At 69.4% G+C, this 19,738-nt stretch carries 17 protein-coding genes and 2 tRNA genes; 13 read left to right on the forward strand and 6 right to left on the reverse strand.

Features of this window, described 5'->3' with window-relative positions; translation table 11 throughout:
* The first annotated feature begins 53 nt into the window (after window positions 1-53).
* The 4 genes from OG747_RS29100 to OG747_RS29115 all read left to right on the forward strand — a co-directional run bounded on the left by OG747_RS29100 (window position 54) and on the right by OG747_RS29115 (window position 3,928).
* A complete protein-coding gene (locus tag OG747_RS29100) occupies window positions 54-650 on the forward strand; it encodes a M48 family metallopeptidase (RefSeq protein WP_405882342.1) in 597 nt (198 codons plus the stop codon).
* 135 nt (window positions 651-785) lie between these two features.
* Window positions 786-2,465, forward strand: a complete 1,680-nt coding sequence (locus OG747_RS29105; protein WP_405882343.1) for a TerD family protein — start codon at window positions 786-788, stop codon at window positions 2,463-2,465.
* Window positions 2,466-2,475: 10 nt separating this feature from the next.
* The gene (locus OG747_RS29110; RefSeq protein WP_405882344.1) at window positions 2,476-3,156 is read left to right on the forward strand and encodes an AIM24 family protein; all 681 of its coding nucleotides are present in this window, start codon (window positions 2,476-2,478) and stop codon (window positions 3,154-3,156) included.
* Window positions 3,157-3,172: 16 nt separating this feature from the next.
* Window positions 3,173-3,928 carry an AIM24 family protein gene (locus tag OG747_RS29115; protein ID WP_405882345.1) on the forward strand — a complete coding sequence of 252 codons (756 nt, stop codon included), beginning with the start codon at window positions 3,173-3,175 and terminating at the stop codon, window positions 3,926-3,928.
* Window positions 3,929-4,019: 91 nt separating this feature from the next.
* Here the strand turns inward: OG747_RS29115 and OG747_RS29120 are convergent, their stop codons facing one another.
* Window positions 4,020-4,547, reverse strand: a complete 528-nt coding sequence (locus OG747_RS29120) for an NUDIX hydrolase (protein WP_405882346.1) — start codon at window positions 4,545-4,547, stop codon at window positions 4,020-4,022.
* Window positions 4,544-5,974: a zinc-dependent metalloprotease gene (locus tag OG747_RS29125; RefSeq protein ID WP_405882347.1), complete on the reverse strand. Its 1,431-nt coding sequence runs from the start codon at window positions 5,972-5,974 to the stop codon at window positions 4,544-4,546. Before OG747_RS29125 ends, OG747_RS29120 begins: the two co-directional genes overlap by 4 nt.
* A 191-nt stretch (window positions 5,975-6,165) precedes the next feature.
* Between OG747_RS29125 and OG747_RS29130 the strand changes: the two genes are divergently transcribed.
* The 4 genes from OG747_RS29130 (at window position 6,166) to OG747_RS29145 (ending at window position 9,533) form a co-directional block, all read left to right on the forward strand.
* On the forward strand, window positions 6,166-7,281 hold the full coding sequence (locus OG747_RS29130) for an SDR family oxidoreductase (protein WP_405882348.1): 1,116 nt from the start codon (window positions 6,166-6,168) through the stop codon (window positions 7,279-7,281).
* A 234-nt stretch (window positions 7,282-7,515) separates the two neighbouring features.
* Window positions 7,516-7,977 (forward strand): molybdenum cofactor biosynthesis protein MoaE, encoded by a 462-nt coding sequence (locus OG747_RS29135; RefSeq protein ID WP_405882349.1) that lies wholly within the window; start codon window positions 7,516-7,518, stop codon window positions 7,975-7,977.
* A 149-nt stretch (window positions 7,978-8,126) separates the two neighbouring features.
* Window positions 8,127-8,354 (forward strand): hypothetical protein, encoded by a 228-nt coding sequence (locus OG747_RS29140; protein WP_405886103.1) that lies wholly within the window; start codon window positions 8,127-8,129, stop codon window positions 8,352-8,354.
* An 81-nt stretch (window positions 8,355-8,435) separates the two neighbouring features.
* Window positions 8,436-9,533 (forward strand): PDZ domain-containing protein, encoded by a 1,098-nt coding sequence (locus OG747_RS29145; RefSeq protein ID WP_405882350.1) that lies wholly within the window; start codon window positions 8,436-8,438, stop codon window positions 9,531-9,533.
* A gap of 108 nt (window positions 9,534-9,641) precedes the next feature.
* Here OG747_RS29145 and OG747_RS29150 read toward each other — a convergent pair whose 3' ends face one another.
* Entirely contained in the window at window positions 9,642-10,184 is a 543-nt protein-coding gene (locus OG747_RS29150) for a PPA1309 family protein (protein WP_405882351.1), read from the reverse strand.
* 163 nt (window positions 10,185-10,347) lie between these two features.
* Between OG747_RS29150 and OG747_RS29155 the strand changes: the two genes are divergently transcribed.
* The 4 genes from OG747_RS29155 (at window position 10,348) to OG747_RS29170 (ending at window position 15,953) form a co-directional block, all read left to right on the forward strand.
* Window positions 10,348-13,320 (forward strand): UPF0182 family protein, encoded by a 2,973-nt coding sequence (locus OG747_RS29155; protein ID WP_405885731.1) that lies wholly within the window; start codon window positions 10,348-10,350, stop codon window positions 13,318-13,320.
* A 54-nt stretch (window positions 13,321-13,374) separates the two neighbouring features.
* Window positions 13,375-13,448: transfer RNA gene (locus tag OG747_RS29160), tRNA-Met, on the forward strand.
* Window positions 13,449-13,713: 265 nt separating this feature from the next.
* Window positions 13,714-15,555, forward strand: coding sequence for a sel1 repeat family protein (locus OG747_RS29165; protein WP_405882352.1), 1,842 nt, complete (start codon window positions 13,714-13,716; stop codon window positions 15,553-15,555).
* Between the two features lie 324 nt (window positions 15,556-15,879).
* A tRNA-Met gene (locus OG747_RS29170) sits at window positions 15,880-15,953 on the forward strand.
* A 119-nt stretch (window positions 15,954-16,072) separates the two neighbouring features.
* Here the strand turns inward: OG747_RS29170 and OG747_RS29175 are convergent.
* Window positions 16,073-16,489, reverse strand: a complete 417-nt coding sequence (locus OG747_RS29175) for a Fur family transcriptional regulator (RefSeq protein WP_405882353.1) — start codon at window positions 16,487-16,489, stop codon at window positions 16,073-16,075.
* Window positions 16,490-16,633: 144 nt separating this feature from the next.
* On the opposite strand from OG747_RS29175, the gene OG747_RS29180 reads away from it, so the two are divergent.
* On the forward strand, window positions 16,634-18,094 hold the full coding sequence (locus OG747_RS29180; RefSeq protein WP_405882354.1) for a catalase: 1,461 nt from the start codon (window positions 16,634-16,636) through the stop codon (window positions 18,092-18,094).
* A 111-nt stretch (window positions 18,095-18,205) separates the two neighbouring features.
* On the opposite strand, the gene OG747_RS29185 is transcribed toward OG747_RS29180, so the two are convergent.
* Both OG747_RS29185 and hisN read right to left on the reverse strand, forming a co-directional pair.
* Complete coding sequence (locus OG747_RS29185; RefSeq protein WP_405882355.1) at window positions 18,206-18,607, reverse strand: cyclic nucleotide-binding/CBS domain-containing protein; 402 nt, start codon at window positions 18,605-18,607, stop codon at window positions 18,206-18,208.
* 232 nt (window positions 18,608-18,839) lie between these two features.
* Window positions 18,840-19,640, reverse strand: a complete 801-nt coding sequence (gene hisN / locus OG747_RS29190; RefSeq protein WP_405882356.1) for a histidinol-phosphatase — start codon at window positions 19,638-19,640, stop codon at window positions 18,840-18,842.
* Window positions 19,641-19,738: the final 98 nt, after the last annotated feature.

The raw sequence follows: 19,738 nt of genomic DNA on the forward strand, positions 1-19,738 counted from the left end.
CCGAACCGTCCGGGGACGGGACTTCCCCCGTGCGCAGCGGGTAACGTCGGGGCGTGCCCGCCGACCCACTGCACCGCGCCGGAAAACCACAGCGCAGCACGACGAGCCTGCCGCCAAGCGGCTCGGGGGCGAGCGCGATCGAGGTTCGCAGGAGCGCGCGCCGGCGCAGAACGGTCTCCGCGTACCGCGAGGGCGATCGCACCGTCGTGCTCATCCCCGCCCGCATGTCCGAGGCGGAGGAACAGCGCTGGGTCACCGTCATGCTCAACAAGCTGGCCGCCCAGGAGAGCAAACGGGTGCTCGGCGACGCCGAGCTGACCGAGCGCGCCGCGCGGCTGTCGGACCAGTACTTCGACGGCCGGGCCCGGCCTACCTCGGTCCGCTGGGTCACCAATCAGAACACGCGCTGGGGCTCGTGCACCCCGGCCGAGGGCAGTATCCGTCTTTCGCACCGGTTGCAGGGCATGCCCGAGTATGTCGTCGACTACGTCCTCGTCCACGAACTCGCGCACCTTCTGGTGCCCGGACACGGGCCCCGCTTCTGGCGGCTGTTGGAGGCCTATCCGCGGACGGAGCGTGCGCGCGGCTACCTCGAAGGGGTGGTCGCGGCCGACCGGCTGCCCCATCTGCCCGCCGCGCGCGACGAGTAGTGGCAGGGTGGCGGCGGTCCGTTCCCGCCGAGGGGTGATTGTGTACCGGGTCTGTACCGGCGGCGTCCGCTCCCAGAGTTTCCCGTTAGCCTGACGCGACGCAATCGCATTCGGGATGGGGGACGGTCGTTACGCATGGCCAGGGAATTCCAACGCGGCCACAAGGCCAGGATCAGTGACCTCACCGCGGGCACCGATCTGTACGTAGGTGTGCAGATCACCGGCCCCGGACTGACCTTCGACATCAGCTGCTTCGGTCTGGACGCCGACGAACGGCTCTCGGACGACCGGTACTTCGTCTTCTTCAACCAGCCGAAGACCCCCGAAGAATCCATCCAGCTCCTCGGCGCCCAGTCGGGCGACACGGAGTCCTTCCGCGTCACGCTCGACCGGATTCCGGCGCAGATCCAGAAACTGTCGTTCACGGCGACGATCGACGGTGCCGGGCAGATGTCGCAGATCGCCCCCGGGTACCTCCGTGTCGTCGCGGGAGGCGAGGAGGTGGCCCGGTACTCGTTCAGCGGCGCGGAATTCTCCACGGAGCGTGCCGTGATGCTGGGCGACTTCTACCTGAAGGACGTCTGGCGGTTCGCCGCCGTGGGGCAGGGCTTCGACGGCGGCCTCGAGGCGCTGCTGAAGAACTTCGGCGGTGAGGTCGCCGAGGAGCAGCCCGCCGCCCCGCAGCCGCAGGCCGCCGCCGCACCGGCCTTCGCGCCGCCCGCCCAGGCCACCGCGCCGCCGGCGTTCGGCACCCCGGCCGCGCCGGCCCCGGCTCCCGCGCCCGTGCCGCAGTCCGCCGCACAGGGGTTCGCACAGCCTCCCGCCCCGGCGCCCGCCGCACCCTCGGTACACGCCGCGCCGACCATCGTCGCGCCGCTGCACACCCCACCGGGCGGCCCCGTGCCGCCGCCGGGCCCCGCGCCGTACGTCCAGCCGCCCGGGCCGCCCGGTCCACCGCCGGGCTACGGCCAGCAGCCGCCCGGCCAGACGGCACCCATGCCGCCCGGATACGGCCAGCAGGTCCCGGCCGCGCCCCCCGGCTACGGTCAGCAGCCGCCATACGGCCAGGTCCCGGGCCAGGCGCCCGGTCAGTATCCGGGCCAGGCCGGTACGCCCGCCCCGTACGGCGTTCCCCAGGGCGCCCCGCAGGGTGGCGCCGGTGTGGCGGCCGCGCTGGGGGCCTTCAAGGAGACGCCCACCGGCCAGCGGTGGACCCAGCAGAACAAGAAGCTCATCCGGGTCGACCTCGGTATCGGTGACCAGCCCGTGCTGGCCCGTCAGGGCAGCATGGTGCTCTACCAGGGCAAGGTCGACTTCAGCTACAAGGGCGCCGGGTTCGCGGGACGGATCGTGGGCAACGCGACCGGCCAGGAGATGCAGCTGATGCGCTGCTCGGGCCGCGGCCAGGTGTTCCTCGCCGAGAACTCCACCCACGTACACCCCATCGAACTCCAGGGTGACGCGATCTGCGTCTCCGCGGACAGCGTGCTCGCCTTCGACGAGTCCCTCCAGCACGAGGTCCGCCGCATCGAGGGACACGGCATCCCCGGCGGCGCGCTGTTCACCATGCAGTTCCAGGGGACCGGCACGATCGTCGTGAAGACGCACGGGGCACCCGTCGTGCTGCCGGTGACGCCCACGACCTTCGCCGACTGCAACGCCGTCGTCGCCTGGTCCGCGGCCTCCCAGGTGATCGTCTCCAGCCAGGTGCGGATGCGCCGCAACGCCTACCCCGGTGACACCGGAGAGAGTGTGAACCTCCAGTTCCGCGGCGCGCCCGGCAATTTCATCGTCGTCCAGCCGTACGAGGTCTGAGGTCCCCGTCATGAACCAGCCACTCGGGGGCTTTGCCCCGGCACCTGTCACCGCCCGCATGGAGAACCACGGCAACCACATGCTGAAGGTCGCCATGCAGACCGGAAACGACCTCTTCGCGCGCGTGGGCTCGATGGTCGCCTACGAAGGGTTCGTCCAGTACGAGCCCAACCCGCCCGCCGTACGCCAGATCGCGCGGGACTGGATGACCGGTGAGGGCGCGCCCCTCATGAAGTGCCACGGTGACGGCCTGCTCTACCTTGCCGACTACGGGGCGAACGTCGTTGTGATCAACCTCAACGGGGACGCGATCTCCGTCAACGCCACCAACCTGCTCGCCTTCGACGCGCACCTCACCTGGGGCGTCGAGCGAGTCAAGGGGCTCGCCAAGTTCGCCGGGCAGGGCCTGTGGAACACCAAGATCTCCGGCCAGGGCTGGGTCGCGCTGACCTCCCGCGGCACGCCGATCGTGGTCGACTGCGGCGGTGGTGAGGACGAGACGTACGTCGACCCGGACGCGCTCGTCGCCTGGTCCCCGAACCTCAAGGTGAAGGGCAAGCGCAGTTTCAAGGCGCAGTCGCTGATCGGACGCGGCAGCGGCGAGGCCTACCAGATGGCGTTCTCCGGGCAGGGCATCGTCGTCGTCCAGCCCAGCGAGGACAGCACCGACCGCCTCCGGATCCGGGGCTGAGGGGGAGCACGACATCATGCAGAGCCCGCTTTTCGGCTACAACGAGCAGCAGACCCAGGAGCGCTACAGCCTGCAGAACTCGCAGATGCTGCGGGTCGTCATGGAGGGCCACGACGACATCCTGGCCCGCAAGGGCACCATGGTCGCCTACCAGGGGCTCGTCGAGTTCGACGCCGAGTACCAGAACAACAGCCAGCACCGTGCGCGTGCGTACACCGGTGAGGGCCTCGACCTGATGCGCTGCCACGGGCAGGGGACGGTCTACCTCGCCAACCTCGCCCAGCACGTGCACGTGGTCGACGTGGATCAGGACGGGCTGACCGTCGACAGCAGCTACGTCCTGGCGATGGACTCCGCACTGCACCACGAGGTCATCGCCGTGGACAGCCAGTACGGCATCTCGGGCTCGGGCAAGTACCAGCTCAACATCACCGGCCGGGGCAAGGTCGCTCTGATGACCTCCGGGGCGCCCCTGATGATGCAGGTCACGCCCGACAAGTACGTCAACTGCGACGCCGACGCGATCGTCGCCTGGTCCACCGGCCTGCGCGTCCAGATGCAGGCCCAGACGCACTCCTCCGGGGTGTGGCGGCGCCGGGGCAACACCGGTGAGGGCTGGGAGCTCAGCTTCCTGGGCCAGGGCTTCGCGCTCGTCCAGCCCAGCGAACTGCTGCCGCCGCAGAACGCGCAGATCGGCTCGGGGCTGCGCGCCCAGTACGGGATGGGGCAGCAGGGGGCACGGGCGCAGAACCAGGGGAACGTCTGGAGCTGACGGGGCGACCGGCCGACGGTCCGGGAAGCATATGTAAGGGGCGACCGCCGTGGCGGTCGCCCCTTACATATGCCTCAGGCCAACGTATGCCTCAGGCCGAGAGCCTCGCGCGGGTTGCCGCCAGCAGGCGTACGACCGATGCGTCCGCCACGTCCGCGACCTCCTCGTAGCCGAACCAGCGCAGGTCCAGGGACTCGTCGCTGATCGCCGCCTCGGCGTCGGCCGGGGCCAGCGCGGCGTACTGGACGTCCAGATGCCAGTGGCACGGCGCCGGGATGGCGTGCCGGTCCAGGGTCACGGGGCCGCCCGGCAGCAGGGTCAGACCCTCGATACCCGACTCCTCGGTCGCCTCGCGCAGCGCGGCCGCCGCCAGCGTCACGTCGCCCGGCTCGCAGTGGCCGCCCATCTGCAGCCACATCCGCAGCTTGCGGTGCAGGGTCAGCAGGACCCGGCCGCGCGCCGGGTCGATGACCAGCGCGCTCGCCGTGACGTGCCCCGCCGTGCACGACTTCCACATGCCGTCGGGGTGCTCGGACAGGTGGTCCAGATACGTCTGGCGCAGTTCTTCCTGGTCCTCGTACTTCTTCAGTACGAGGACCGTGTCGTCGTACAGGCTCACTCGGCGCCGTCGTCCTTGGAGTCGTCGGAGTCGTCGTCGTCCTTCTTCAGGTTCGGCTTCTCGGCGGAACCGCTCGCCGCCTCGCCGAGCATCTTGTCGAGCTCGGAGAAGTCCAGCTGCTCACGGTGCACAAAGCCGTCCGGGTCGTCCAGGTCGGACGCCGTGGGCAGCATGTCCGGGTGGGCCCACAGGCCGTCGCGGCCGTCGACACCGCGCGCGTCGGTGAGCGACGCCCACAGGCGCGAGGCGTCCCGCAGCCGGCGCGGGCGCAGCTCCAGGCCGATCAGCGTGGCGAAGGTCTGCTCGGCGGGACCGCCGGTGGCGCGTCGGCGGCGCAGCGTCTCGCGCAGCGCGTCCGCGGATCCCAGGCGCGGCTTCGCGGCCGCGTGCACGACCGCGTCCACCCAGCCCTCGACGAGCGCGAGCGCCGTCTCCAGACGGGCCAGCGCGGCCTTCTGCTCGGGCGTGTCCTCCGGCTGGAACATGCCCTGCTGGAGGGCGTCCTGCAGCTGCTCCGGGTTCTGCGGGTCGAGCTGGCCGACCACGTCCTCCAGCTTGGCCGTGTCGACCTTGATCCCGCGCGCGTAGCCCTCGACCGCACCGAACAGGTGCGAGCGCAGCCACGGCACATGCGCGAAGAGGCGCTGGTGGGCGGCCTCGCGAAGGGCCAGGTAGAGCCGCACCTCCTCCTGGGGGATGCCCAGGTCCTTGCCGAACGACTCGATGTTCAGCGGTAGCAGCGCGGCCCTGCCGGCCGGGCCGAGCGGCAGGCCGATGTCGGTGGAGCCGACGACCTCGCCCGCGAGCACGCCGACGGCCTGCCCGATCTGCGTACCGAACATGGCGCCGCCCATGGAGCGCATCATGCCGATGAGCGGGCCCGCCATGGCCTGCATCTCCTCCGGCAGGACGTCGCCCATGGCCGCGCCGACCCGCTCGGCGACCGGGTCGACGAGCTCTTTCCACACCGGCAGGGTCGCCTCGACCCACTCCGCGCGGCTCCAGGCCACGGCGGAACCGGCGCCGGACGGCAGGGACGTCGCGTCGTCCAGCCACAGGTCGGCCAGGCGCACGGCCTCCTGGACCGCGGTGCGCTCCGCGGGGCCGACACTCGCGTCCTTGGAGCCGTCGGAAGCGCCCTGGGAGACCGTCTGGCGGGCGATCTGCTTGGCCATGTCCCAGTTCACCGGGCCGCCCTCGTACGAGAGCATCTGGCCCAGCTGCTGGAACGCGGCACCCAGATCGTTGGGGTTCATGGAACCGAACATCGCTGCGAGCGGATTGTCGGCGCCGGGGCCGCCGGCTCCGGGCAGCCCGAAACCGAACGGGCCCTGACCACCGCCGCTCTGCTGGTCCTTCTTCTTGCCCTCGTCGCCGTTCTCCGGCTCCTCCGGCGGAAGGCCGAATCCGAATGGGGTGTCACTCACGGGATTCCTCGGCTGGTAAGGCCGCCGGTTCGTTCCGACGGCGGCTGCCCGACAACACCACCCAGCGTAGACACCCGAGCCCGATCGGGCCTCGGTGCTTCGCCGACTCTTCGCCTGCGGCAGGATGGATGCCACCTGGTACGTACGCGTAACGCGCGTCCGTTACTGAAGACAACCGCTGGAGACGCCCGGTGAGTTCCCCAGATCCACAGGTTCGCGCAGCGCGAAACCACTCAACCAGCCCGCCCTTGCGCGGGCCCGTCGTCGCGGTCACCGGCGCCGCGTCCGGCGTGGGCGCGATGCTCGCCGAGCGGCTGGCCGCCAGCGAGGAGATCAAGCAGGTCATCGCCATCGACGAGCGCCGTGGCGAGTGCGCGGGCGTCCAGTGGCACATCCTCGACGTCCGGGACCCGGCGATCGCCGAGAAGCTGCGCGGCGCGGACGTCGTGGTGCACCTCGCGCTCGACCTCGACCTGGAGACGGACGCGGCGGCGCGCACGGCGTACAACGTCCGGGGGACGCAGACCGTGCTCACGGCGGCCGCCGCGGTCGGGGTGCACCGGGTCGTGCTCTGCACCTCCGCGATGGTCTACGGAGCTCTGCCCGACAACGAACTGCCCCTCTCCGAAGACGCCGAATTGCGGGCGACCGCCGAGGCCACGGGGGTCGGTGACCTGCTTGAGATCGAGCGGCTCGCTCGGCGGGCGCCGCGAGCGCACCCGGGGCTCAATGTCACGGTCGTACGCCCGGGGGTGTTGGTCGGCGGTGGTACTGATACCGCGCTGACCAGGTACTTCGAGTCTCCTCGGCTGCTTGTGGTGGCCGGGTCCCGGCCTGCTTGGCAGTTCTGTCACGTCGAGGACCTGTGCAGTGCTCTGGAGTACGCCGTCCTGGAGAAGGTGGAGGGGGAGCTGGCTGTCGGGTGTGACGGATGGCTGGAGCAGGAGGAGGTCGAGGAGCTGAGCGGGATTCGGCGGATGGAGTTGCCGTCCGCCGTCGCGCTGGGGGCTGCCGCGCGACTTCACCGGATTGGGCTCACTCCTTCGCCTGCCGGGGATCTGGCATACACGATGTACCCCTGGGTGGTGAGCGGGAGCCGGCTCCATGACGCCGGGTGGCGGCCGCAGTGGACCAACGAGGAGGTTCTCGCGGAGCTGCTGGAGGAGGTTGCCGGGCGGCACACCGTGGCTGGGCGGCGGCTGGGGCGGAAGGATGCGACGGCTGCGGGGGCCGCGGGGGCGACGGTTGCCCTTCTGGGTACGGCTGCGTTGGTCCGGCGGGCTCGGAAGGCCCGGCGGCGGATCTGAGGCTGTGGCCGGGTGCCATTCGGGTGTCACGGGTGCGGGTGGCTGGGGTCCAGTGGGCGTCCCCAGACCCCCCGATCGGCCCGATCGGCCGGATCGGCCTTGAACGGCCTCGTCCTCAAACGCCGGACGGGCTGAGCGGGGGACGCGCTCTCCAGGACGCTTCAAAGGTTCACGCGTGCGTGCCGGGTGAAGGGCGTATTTCGTGGGGTCGGTGGGGTGCGGCACGATGGGCGTATGGCACCTACCTTTGACCACCCCGGTGAGCAGGGCGCGCAGGATCCGATTCGGCTGCTGGCGATCCGGGACGAACCGCTCTCCCTGGACGAGGTCTTCCGGGCGGTCGGGGACGACGCCGCCGGAGGGACCGCGCTGTTCGTGGGGACCGTGCGCAATCATGATGGGGGCGTCGACGTCGACGGGCTGGGGTATTCGTGCCATCCCAGTGCGGAGGCGGAGATGCGGCGGATCGCCGAGAAGGTCGTCGCCGAGTATCCGGTGCGGGCGCTGGCCGCCGTGCACCGCGTCGGTGACCTGGCCGTCGGTGATCTCGCGGTCGTCGTCGCCGTGTCGTGTCCGCACCGTGGTGAGGCCTTCGAGGCGTGTCGCAGGCTGATCGACGATCTCAAGCACGAAGTGCCCATCTGGAAGCACCAGAAGTTCTCCGACGGTACGGAGGAGTGGGTCGGAGCCTGTTGAGGAGCCGGCCCGGCGGGAGAGCCCGGCCTCGCCAATTTCTCACCTGGGCTCCGGTTGCGTAACCGACCCCCTGGCGTGAGCGTTAACAGGACGGATGGCTAATCTGCTGATCAGTCAGTTGCGGTCGCTTATAGGGTTGGGAGGTCGGCATGGCGTCGCTCGCCTGGTTGCTGATTCCGCTTTTGGCTGCGATCGGTGCCGGACTGTGGGGCAGTTGGGCCGGCCGGAACCGCAAGACCGCGGGAGACGGTGCCGAGCTCGAGGGCTACGCGCGCTTCCGTGCCGCCATGGAGCGGTCCGAGGCCGTCATGGTGCAGCCCGAGGCCGTCATGGTGCAGCCCGGGGCCGGGGAGAAGCCGCACTCCGACGCGGTCTGAGGCCGCGCCGCCCACGGCGTCCGGGCCCCGTACGGGCGGCCCCGACGGTGCGCTGACAGCGCCGTCCCGTACTGTCGTGGCATGCCACGCCGCACCGCGACGATGCTCGCCTCCACCCTGATCCTGATCGCGCTCCTGTGCGCGGGAGTGTTCATCAATGTGCCGTACGCGGAGATGTCACCGGGGCCGACGGTGAACACGCTGGGCCAGCACGACGGCGAGCCGGTGCTGCAGATCTCCGGGCACAAGACGTATCCGACCACCGGGCATCTCAACATGACCACCGTCCGGGTCACCAGCGCCGACTACAAGATGAACCTTGTAGAGGCCGTTTACGGGTGGCTTGCGCATGACAATAAGGTCGTGCCGCACGACACGCTTTATCCGGACGGCAAGACCGAGCAGCAGTCGACGCAGGAGAACGCCGAGGAGTTCAGCCAGTCCCAGGAGAGCGCCAAGGTGGCCGCTCTGAAGGAACTGGGCATCCCGGTGAAGTCCTGGGTGATCGTCTCCACCGTCGTCAAGGACTCCCCGGCCGAGGGGCGGCTGCACGCCGGTGATGTCATCAAGAGCGTCGACGGTACGGCCGTCAAGGCGCCCGACGACGTCGCCAAGCTGGTCACCAAGCACAAGCCCGGCGAGAAGGTCGTCTTCACCGTCGTGCCCGCCAAGGAGCAGGCCGCCGCCGCGAAGGCCGGCAAGACGGCCACCACGACCACGGACGTCACCATCACCACGGCGAAGTCCACCGACAGCGGTGCGTCCCGCGCCATCGTCGGCATCTCGGCCGGCACCGACCACACGTTCCCGTTCAGCATCGACATCAAGCTCGCCGACGTCGGCGGCCCGAGCGCCGGGCTGATGTTCTCGCTCGGCATCGTGGACAAGCTGACCCCGGGCAACCTCACCGGCGGCAAGTTCGTGGCCGGCACCGGCACCATCGACGACAACGGCACCGTCGGCCCGATCGGCGGCATCGAGCTGAAGACGATCGGCGCCCGCGAGAAGGGCGCCCAGTACTTCCTGACGCCCAAGGACAACTGCGCGGCCGCCGCCAAGGACACCCCCGGGGGCCTCACCCTCGTCAAGGTCAACACCATCGACGACGCGATGAACGCCCTCAAGGACATCAGCTCCGGCAAGACCGCCGACCTGCCGAAGTGCACCACCAAGGGCTGAGGACGGACGAGGGCGTACGACGAAGGCATACAGGGACAGGTCTGGGCCGTACGTAGAGGGGGGCGCCCCGAAACCTGAGGGGCGCCCCCCTCCACGTGCACCCGGACGTCAGTCCGCGAACGTCGCCGACAGTGCCTCCGCCAGGCCCGGCACCAGACCCGCCCCCGTGAGGACCTCGGTCGGCGCGTCCTTCTCGCGCAGGCGCAGTGCCGAGTCGCGGGTGCCGTTGCGCAGGACGCCGACCGTCATGCGGACCTCCTGGCGGTCGGGGTGCTCGGCGACCCACCTCGTGAGCTTCTTCTCGCTCAGGCCCTCCGGAACGGAGGCCTCCGCGGACGGCGGCAGCATCAGCCGCTCCACGGTGAGCGCGCAGCCGACCACGGCGTCCGGCCAGGCGATGGTGCCGAGGAACTCGTCCAGCGGCTTGTCGGCAGGGATCTCGTCCTGCTCGATGGGGGTGAGACCGGTGGTCTCGGGCTCGTCCTGCAGGCCGAGCTGGGCCGCGAGGCCGGGTTCCTGGGCCCGCAGCCGTGCGGTGTCTACGAGGGCGAAGAGGCGAGCGGGCTGGTCCCAGCCGAGGCCGGAGGCGTACTCGTCGATCTCGAGTACGGCCCGGGTGAGCGGGCTCGCTGCCATGGGAGTGTTGGACATGGTCACAATCCTGCCTCGTTCGTACCCGGAACCGGGAACCGAGTAAAGCGTGAGTAAGTTGCATAGATGAGGCTCCACGATCACGGAGCCTGACCTATGGTCCGCGTTCACGGGGGCCTGACGGATCAACAGCGACTTCGAGGTGCGCACCTTGGCTTTCCAGATGCCGGACCGCGGCGGAGGCCCGACGGGGCCACGGATCAGAGTGGGCCGACCCTCCCGGCGTGTCCGGACCCTGCTCGTGACACTGGGCGTGCTGGCCGTGCTGGCCATGGCCTTCGTCATGTTCGCGGGGTTCTGGACGGACTGGCTCTGGTACCGGTCGGTTCACTACTCGTCGGTCTTCACGACCACCCTGTGGACCAAGATCGGGCTCTTCTTCGTCTTCGGCCTGATCATGGCGGCCTCGGTCGGCGTGAACATCTGGCTGGCCCACCGGCTGCGTCCGCCGCTGAGCGCCATGTCGATGGAGCAGCAGAGCCTCGACCGCTACCGGATGGGCATCGCGCCCTACAAGAGGTGGCTGCTTCTCTCCATCACCTCCCTGGTGGGGCTGATCGCCGGCGCGTCGGCCTCGGGCCAGTGGCGCACGTGGCTGATGTGGGTGAACGGGGTTCCCTTCCACCAGAAGGACCCCCAGTTCCACCTCGACGTCTCCTTCTACGCCTTCGACCTGCCCTGGTACCGCTTCCTGCTCGGCTTCGGCTTCGCCGCCGCCGTGCTCTCGCTGATCGCCGCCGCGCTTACGCACTACCTCTACGGAGGGCTCAGGATCACCTCCCCGGGAGCGCGCGCCACGGCCGCGGCGACCGGGCATCTGTCGGTGCTGCTGGGCATTTTCGTCGCTCTGAAGGCGGTCGCCTACTGGCTCGACCGGTACGGACTCGCCGTGAAGTCCAGCGACTTCAAGGCGACCGGAAACTGGACGGGCCTCAGGTACGTCGACGCCAACGCCTATCTGCCCGCCAAGACGATCCTGTTCTGCATCGCCGTCATCTGTGCGCTGCTGTTCTTCGCCACCCTGTGGCGGCGTACCTGGCAGCTTCCCGTCATCGGCTTCGGCCTGATGGTCCTCTCGGCGATCCTCATCGGCGGCCTGTACCCGGCGATCGTGCAGAAGTTCCAGGTCCAGCCGAACGAGCAGGCCAAGGAAGCGCCGTACGTCGAGAAGAACCTGAAGGCGACGCGTCAGGCGTACGGCATCGACGACGCCCAGGTCACCGACTACTCCGGTACGAGCGACACCAAGGACAAGACCAAGCTGCGCGACGACGCCGAAAGCGTCGCGAGTATCCGGCTGATGGACCCGAACGTCGTCTCACCGACGTTCCAGCAGCTCCAGCAGGTGCGCAACTACTACGGGTTTCCGCAGAACCTCGCCGTCGACCGCTACAAGACCAAGGACGGCAAGGCCCAGGACACGGTCATCGGACTGCGTGAGCTGAACCTCAACGGCATTCCGAAGCACAACTGGATCAACGACCACTTCCGCTACACCCACGGGTACGGCGTGGTCGCGGCCAACGGCACCGAAGCCGACGCTGAGGGCCGCCCGGTGTTCGCCGAGTACGACCTGCCGTCCAAGGGCGACCTCGGAGCGTACCGGCAGCGGATCTACTACGGCGAGAAGACCACGCAGTACTCGATCGTCGGCGGTCCCCAGAAGGAGATCGACTACTCCGACGACAGCGGTGAGAAGACCACCAGCTACCAGGGCAAGAGCGGGGTCAGCCTCTCCAACCCGATCAACCGGGCCGCCTACGCGGTGGCGTTCGGCGAGCCGCAGATCCTGTACTCGGGCGCGATCGGCGAGGGTTCGCGGATTCTCTACAACCGCACTCCCAAGGAACGGGTCGAGGCGGTGGCCCCCTGGCTGACCATCGACGGCGACGCCTACCCGGCCGTGGTCGACGGGAAGATCCAGTGGATCGTCGATGCGTACACCACCACCAACGGTTATCCGTACGCCTCCCGCACCACCCTCGGTGACACGACGGCGGACTCGCTGACGGCGGCCAACAACCAGCGCGCGGTGGTGGCCCAGCAGAACCAGGTGAACTACATCCGCAACTCGGTGAAGGCGACCGTCGACGCGTACACCGGCGAGGTCAAGCTCTACCAGTGGGACACCCAGGACCCGGTCCTGAAGACCTGGATGAAGGCGTTCCCGGGCACGGTCAAGCCCAAGACCGACATCTCCGCCTCGCTGATGGACCATCTCCGGTACCCGCAGGACCTGTTCAAGGTCCAGCGCGAGCTGCTCACCCGCTACCACGTGAAGGACGCGCAGACGTTCCTCAGCGGCAGTGAGGTGTGGCAGATCCCGGATGAACCGACCAACAAGTCGGGCGACGCCGTGCCGCCGTACTACCTGAGCATGAAGTTGCCGGGCGAGAACTCCCAGGCCTTCTCTCTGACGACGACGATGACGCCGAACGGCCGGGACAACCTGAGCGCCTTCATGTCCGTCAACGCCGAGGCGGGCACGAGCGACTACGGCAAGATCACCATCCTGAAGCTGCCGACCGGCAAAACCATCGACGGACCCAAACGGGTACAGAGCCAGTTCAACTCCGAGCCGTCCATCGCCGAGTCCATCAGCCTCCTGGAGCGTGGCGACTCCAAGGTCGAGTACGGCAACCTGCTGACGGTTCCGCTCGACGGAGGACTGCTCTACGTGGAGCCCGTCTACGTACGCGGTGGTGACCTCAAGTACCCCTTGCTGCGCAAGGTGTTGGTGACCTACGGAGGCAGCACCGCCTTCGAGGACACGCTCGACAAGGCGCTCAACAAGGTCTTCGGGGCGGACGGTTCGACCGCCCCGTCCTCCGATCAGGGGACCGGCAATCCGCCTACGTCGAGCAATCCCACGGTCCAACAGGCGCTCAATGACGCCCAGAAAGCCTTCGACCAGGGCCAGAAAGCCCTCCAGAAGGGGGACTGGACGGCGTACGGCCAGGCGCAGAAGGATCTTCAGGACGCGCTGAAGCGGGCCGAGGACGCACAGACCAAGGCCGACAAGACCAGCGGCAGCGGCGGCAGCAAGGGCGGCAGCACGAGTAGCAGCCCCAGCAGTAGTCCGAGCAGCAGTCCGAGTAGTAGTCCCAGCGGCGGTAGCAGCTCGGGCGGCGGCTGATCCAGCTGCTGGTCAGAGGCCACTCCGCGCCGTGGTACGGTTGAAACACAACGGCGCGGGGTGGAGCAGCTCGGTAGCTCGCTGGGCTCATAACCCAGAGGTCGCAGGTTCAAATCCTGTCCCCGCTACTGAAACGCGAAGGCCCGGATCCTCCAGGATCCGGGCCTTCGCCATGTGTGGACGCGTGTACTGCGGCCGTATGACGACGTGCGGACGACGCGTACGCGCAGTACGTACGGGGGTGATCGGCGACGCGCCCGAAGACTCCTCCATCCGTGGGGAGTTGGGAAAACTGTGTTTGACTTGTCTCTCTGTGGGCATGTCGACAAAACGCTGAAGTGACCTCACTGACTGCGGTATACCAGGTGTACCCAGGTTGCAGGTGGTGCGACGATGGACGTTATGGGGGACAAGGCAACTCTGTTGGAGACAGGGCGTTTTGTGCAGCCTTCGGGCATTGCGCAGCCTTCCGGCCGGGACGAGACCGGCGAGGCTGCGGAGGAAGCGCGCCAGAGGCTCGCCGCCGAAGCCGGCGACGTCGAGGCGATGAGTGTCCTCGGGGCGATGCTGCTGCGCCGCGGTGATCTCGACGGAGCCGAGCCGCAGCTGCGCGCTGCCACCGCCGCAGGTGACCGCGCCGCCGCCAACAATCTGGGTGTCCTCCTGCACCAGCGCGGGTACACCGACGAGGCCGCCGGATGGTGGCGGATCGCCGCCGTCGCCGGTTCCGCGGCCGCCGCGCACGCGCTCGGGCGCTACCACCGGGAGCGGGGCGACGAGCCCGCCGCCGAGTACTGGTTGCGCCAGTCCGCCGAGCAGGGCCACGCGCTCGGGGCGTACGCGCTCGCCGATCTGCTGGAGCACCGCAGTGACGTCGGCGCGGAGCAGTGGATGCGGGCGGCCGCCGAGCGCGGGCACCGCGAGGCCGCGTACCGGCTCGCGCGCACGCTCGACCGCAAGGCCGCGGACGCGTGCGAGGGCAGGGCTGACAACGGTGTCATCGGGGTCATAGGGGCCGCCGGTGAAGAGGCCGAGCAGTGGTACCGGCAGGCCGCCGCGCGCGGGCACCGGCGGGCCGCGCTGCACCTCGGGGCGATCCTGGAGAAGCGGGGCCACCTCAAGGAGGCCGGGCGCTGGTATCTGACGTCCGCCAAGGACGGTGAGGCGCGGGCCGCCTGCGCGCTCGGCTTCCTGCTGCGCGACGCGGGGGACACGGAGAGCGCCGCCGTGTGGTGGCTGCGGGCCGCGCAGGACGGGGACGGGAACGCCGCGAACGCGCTGGGCGCGCTGCACGCCGAGCGCGGTGAGACACAGACCGCCGAGCGGTGGTACCGCGCCGCCATGGACGCCGGTGATGTGAACGGCGCGTACAACCTCGGGCTGCTCTGTGCCGAGCAGGGGCGGACCGCGCAGGCCGAGCAGTGGTACCGGCAGGCCGCGTACGCCGGGCACCGTGAGGCCGCGAACGCTCTGGCGATCTTGCTGCTCCAGGTCGGGGACTCGGCCGGGGCCGAACCGTGGTTCTCCAAGGCCGCGGAGGCCGGGAGCGTGGACGCCGCGTTCAACCTCGGGATTCTGCATGCCGGGCGGGGGGCCGAGGAGGACGAGGAGGCGGCGCTGCGCTGGTACGAGCGGGCGGCTGCCGCCGGGCACACCGAGGCGGCGCTGCAGGTCGGTATCGCGCGGTTGCGGGACGGGGACGAGCGGGAGGCGGAGCGGCATCTGCGGTGCGCGGCGGGGGGTGGCAGCGCGGAGGCCGCGTACCGGCTGGCCGCCGTGCTCGACGCTCGGCGGCCGCCGGCGCCCGCGCATGAGCTCGGGGAGCCCGCACAGGAGAAGAGCGAGTGCGAGGAGTGGTACGAGCGGGCTGCCTCCCAGGGGCATCGGCGGGCGCAGGTGCGGGTCGGGATGCTCGCCGCGGCTCGGGGTGACGTGGTGGAGGCGGCTCGGTGGTACCGGTCGGCCGCGGAGGCCGGGTCTCGGAACGGGGCGTTCAATCTGGGGCTGCTGCTGGCTCGGGAGGGGAGCGAGCCGGAGGCGGCGCTGTGGTGGACTCGGGCCGCGGATGCGGGGCATGGGCGGGCGGCGCTTCGGCTTGCCCTCGTGTATGCGCGGCGGGGGGAGTTGGCGGAGGGGCAGCGGTGGGCTGATCGGGCGGTGACGCTGGGGCCTGCGGAGGTGGCTGAGCGGGCGGCTCGGTTGCGGGATGCGTTGCGGCAGGAGTTGTCCGCGTGACGGTGCATCGCTGAGTGGGGATGCGCCGGGTTTCGCCCCCGCCGCCCCTACCCGTCCCATCCCTGCCAAGGGGCTGCGCCCCGGACCTCGCCAAGGGGCTGCGCCCCCTGGCCTCCCGCTCGCCCGAAGGGCTCGTCCTCAAGTGCCGGACGGGCTCGATGGTGCAGGCCTGCGCCGAGAATGGTGCCGGGGTGGGCCGGAGGGTGGGCCGGGCGGGCCGTGGAGTGGCTGATGGGATGGTTGGCGGGGCTGCTGTTGGCTGTGAGGGGTTTGGATATGCGATTTGCACTGTCCACCCGGTTGACGTAATGTTCAGTTCACCGACGCGGGGTGGAGCAGCTCGGTAGCTCGCTGGGCTCATAACCCAGAGGTCGCAGGTTCAAATCCTGTCCCCGCTACTCAAGCCCGAAGGGCCCGGATCGTTAAGATCCGGGCCCTTCGGCGTTCCCGTGCGCGCAAGCGCTCAATGAGAAGCCCCGGCGTCCGTCAAGGGAGCCGGGGCTTCAGAATCAGAAGGTCAGACTGCTGCGCAGTTGGGGCACATGCCCCGGTACGTCACCTCTACGCCCGAGACCGTGAAGCCGAAGCGCTCCGAGTCGGGGAGGTCGGCGAGCGGGTTGCCGCTCGGGTGGACGTCGCGGATCGCGCCGCACCGGGCGCAGACCAGGTGGTGGTGCGGGCGGTGCGCGTTCGGATCGTACCGCTTGGCGCGCTTGTCCGTGGCGACTTCCAGCACCTCGCCCAGTGAGACCAGCTCACCCAGCGTGTTGTAGACGGTCGCCCGGGAGATCTCGGGCAGCTTGGCGACGGCGCGCGCATGCACCTCGTCGGCCGTCAGATGGACGTGATCGCCGTCGAGGACCTCGGCCACGACACGCCGCTGCGCGGTCATTCGCCAGCCGCGTCCGCGCAGTCGTTCCAACAGGTCACTCATACAGAGCAGCTTAACAGCAAGGGGACCAGATCCCGAATGGGTGTGACTTTAGATGCCAGCTTGACTTAGACATTGTCCATTGTAGGATCGAGTTCGGTATTGGCCAAGGGGCAGGACTGGCCTGGGACGACGCAGGAGGCGCACGTGACGCAGGGACCGCTTACGACGGAGGCCGGCGCGCCGGTGGCCGACAATCAGAACAGCGAGACCGCGGGCGTCGGCGGCCCGGTGCTCGTTCAGGACCAGCTGCTGCTGGAGAAGCTCGCCCATTTCAACCGTGAGCGCATCCCGGAGCGGATCGTGCATGCCCGCGGTGCCGCCGCGTACGGCACCTTCACGCTGACCCGTGACGTCTCGCAGTGGACGCGCGCGAAGTTCCTCTCCGAGGTCGGCAAGCAGACCGAGACCTTCCTGCGGTTCTCGACGGTGGCCGGCAACCTCGGTTCCGCGGACGCCGTTCGTGACCCCCGCGGCTTCGCGCTGAAGTTCTACACCGAAGAGGGCAACTATGACCTCGTCGGCAACAACACCCCGGTGTTCTTCATCAAGGACGCCATCAAGTTCCCCGACTTCATCCACACGCAGAAGCGCGACCCGTACACCGGTTCACAGGAAGCCGACAACGTGTGGGACTTCTGGGGGCTGAGCCCGGAGAGCACGCATCAGGTGACCTGGCTCTTCGGCGACCGTGGCATCCCCGCCTCCTACCGGCACCTCAACGGGTACGGCTCGCACACGTACCAGTGGAACAACGAGGCCGGCGAGGTCTTCTGGGTCAAGTACCACTTCAAGACCGACCAGGGCATCAAGAACCTCACCCAGGCCGAGGCCAACAAGCTCGCCGGTGAGGACCCCGACTCCCACCAGCGCGACCTGCGCGAGGCCATCGAGCGCGGTGAGTTCCCGTCCTGGACCGTGCAGGTGCAGATCATGCCGGCGGCCGAGGCGGCGAACTACCGCTTCAACCCGTTCGACCTCACCAAGGTGTGGCCGCACGAGGACTACCCGCCGGTCGAGATCGGCAAGCTGGAGCTCAACCGCAACCCGGAGAACATCTTCGCCGAGGTCGAGCAGTCCATCTTCTCGCCCGCGCACTTCGTGCCGGGTATCGGCCCCTCGCCCGACAAGATGCTGCAGGGGCGCCTGTTCGCGTACGGCGACGCGCACCGCTACCGCGTCGGCATCAACGCCGACCACCTGCCGGTGAACCGCCCGCACGCCACCGAGGCGCGCACCGACTCGCGGGACGGCTTCCTGTACGACGGCCGCCACAAGGGCGCGAAGAACTACGAGCCGAACAGCTTCGGCGGCCCGTTCCAGACGGACAGGCCGCTGTGGCAGCCGATCGCGGTGACCGGCCACACCGGCGCCACCGAGGCTCCGACCCACGCCGAGGACAACGACTTCGTGCAGGCGGGCAACCTCTACCGCCTGATGTCCGAGGACGAGCGGGGCCGTCTGATCGAGAGCCTGGCGGGCTTCATCGCCAAGGTCTCCCGTGACGACATCGCCGAGCGCGCGATCAACAACTTCCGTCAGGCGGACGGCGACTTCGGCAAGCGGCTGGAGGCCGCGGTCCAGGCCCTGCGCCCCCTTTGCGCCTGAACCGGCGCCGCTCTCGCGGATGTGGTTGCTCGCCGTGGGGGTTCCTCAATTGATGGTTGCGGTTTCGTGCGGTGCCTGTGCGGGCCTTGTCCGTACAGGCACCGTCGCGTTTCAGCCCGTCAGGGCACCTGCGCGCTGCCGCGTCGGCGCCCAGCAGCGGATGATGTCGCGGACCGAGACGATGCCGACCGGGCCGTTGCCGTCGAGCACGATCAGATGGCGGAAGCCGCCGTGTGCCATCGCCGCCCCGGCCTCCTCCAGGGTCCAGACGGGGGCGGCGAAGACGACGTCGGTGGTGGTGTGGGTGTCGGCGGTCTCGGTGTCGGGGTTCTGGCCGAGGGCGAGTGAGTTGAGGATGTCGCGCTCGGTGAGGATGCCGAGGCCGCCGGCGTCCTCGTCGTGCACGACGGCCGCGCCCACGCGGCGGGAGGACATCAGGCAGGCCGCCTGGCGGAGCGTGTGTGCTGGGCCGATGGTGAGGATCACCGTGCTCATGGCGTCGCGGACGAGCATGGTCGGAGCCACCTCCTACGAATCCGCTGGGCAGGACCAACGGGCAGGGCCAATGGACAGAGCCAATGGGCAGGGCCGATGGGCTTGCGCACGGATTCACATGTTCACAAGTGGGGGGACTCTCAGAGTCGCAGTTAAAGGGAGAGTCAACAAGGGGGCGCGTGTGGTGAGTTCGGGGCGCCCGGGGTTACTCAGGAGCCCCACGCCAGTCGGGCTTACCCAGGAATCGCCCTCAGTACCGCTGGTTCAGATACCCCAGCATCTCGTCGTGGAGCATGCCGTTCGACGCGGCGGCGTTGCCGCTGTGCGGGCCCGGGCGGCCGTCGAGGCCGGTGAAGGAACCGCCCGCCTCGGTCACCACGATCGCGTTCGCCGCCATGTCCCAGAGCGACAGCTCGGGCTCCGCGCAGATGTCGACCGAGCCCTCGGCGACCATCATGTACGGCCAGAAGTCGCCGTATCCGCGGGTGCGCCAGACCGCCTTCGTCAGGTCCAGGAAGCCGTCGAGACGGCCCTGATCCTCCCAGCCGGACAGGGAGGAGTACGCGAAGGACGCGTCGGCCATCCGGGAGACGCGGGAGACCTGGAGGCGGGAGGCGGCGGAGAGGCTGCGGCCGGTGAAGGCGCCGTGTCCCTTCGCCGCCCACCAGCGGCGGCCGAGCGCGGGCGCGGAGACCACCCCGACGACCGGCTGATAGCCACCTTCACCCGCCTCCATCAGCGAGATCAGCGTGGCCCAGACGGGTACCCCGCGGACGTAGTTCTTGGTGCCGTCGATCGGGTCGATCACCCAGCGGCGCGGGCCCGTGCCCTCGATGCCGTACTCCTCGCCGAGGATCGCGTCACGCGGGCGCGCCCGCTGGAGATGGCCGCGGATGAGCTCCTCGGCGGCCTTGTCCGCCTCGCTCACCGGCGTCATGTCCGGCTTGGTCTCGACCTTGAGGTCGAGCGCCTTGAACCGGTCCATCGTCGCGGCGTCGGCGGCGTCCGCCAGGACATGGGCCAGGCGCAGGTCATCGCGGTAGTCGGGCATGACTGCACCGTATATGGCCCACTCGGGCCACAGCCATACGGCCCGGGGGATCATCGGGCCACAGCCGTACAGTCCGGGGGATCATCGGGCACGGTCAG

The sequence above is a fragment of the Streptomyces sp. NBC_01384 genome, from assembly GCF_045040035.1.
Classification (GTDB): Bacteria; Actinomycetota; Actinomycetes; order Streptomycetales; family Streptomycetaceae; genus Streptomyces.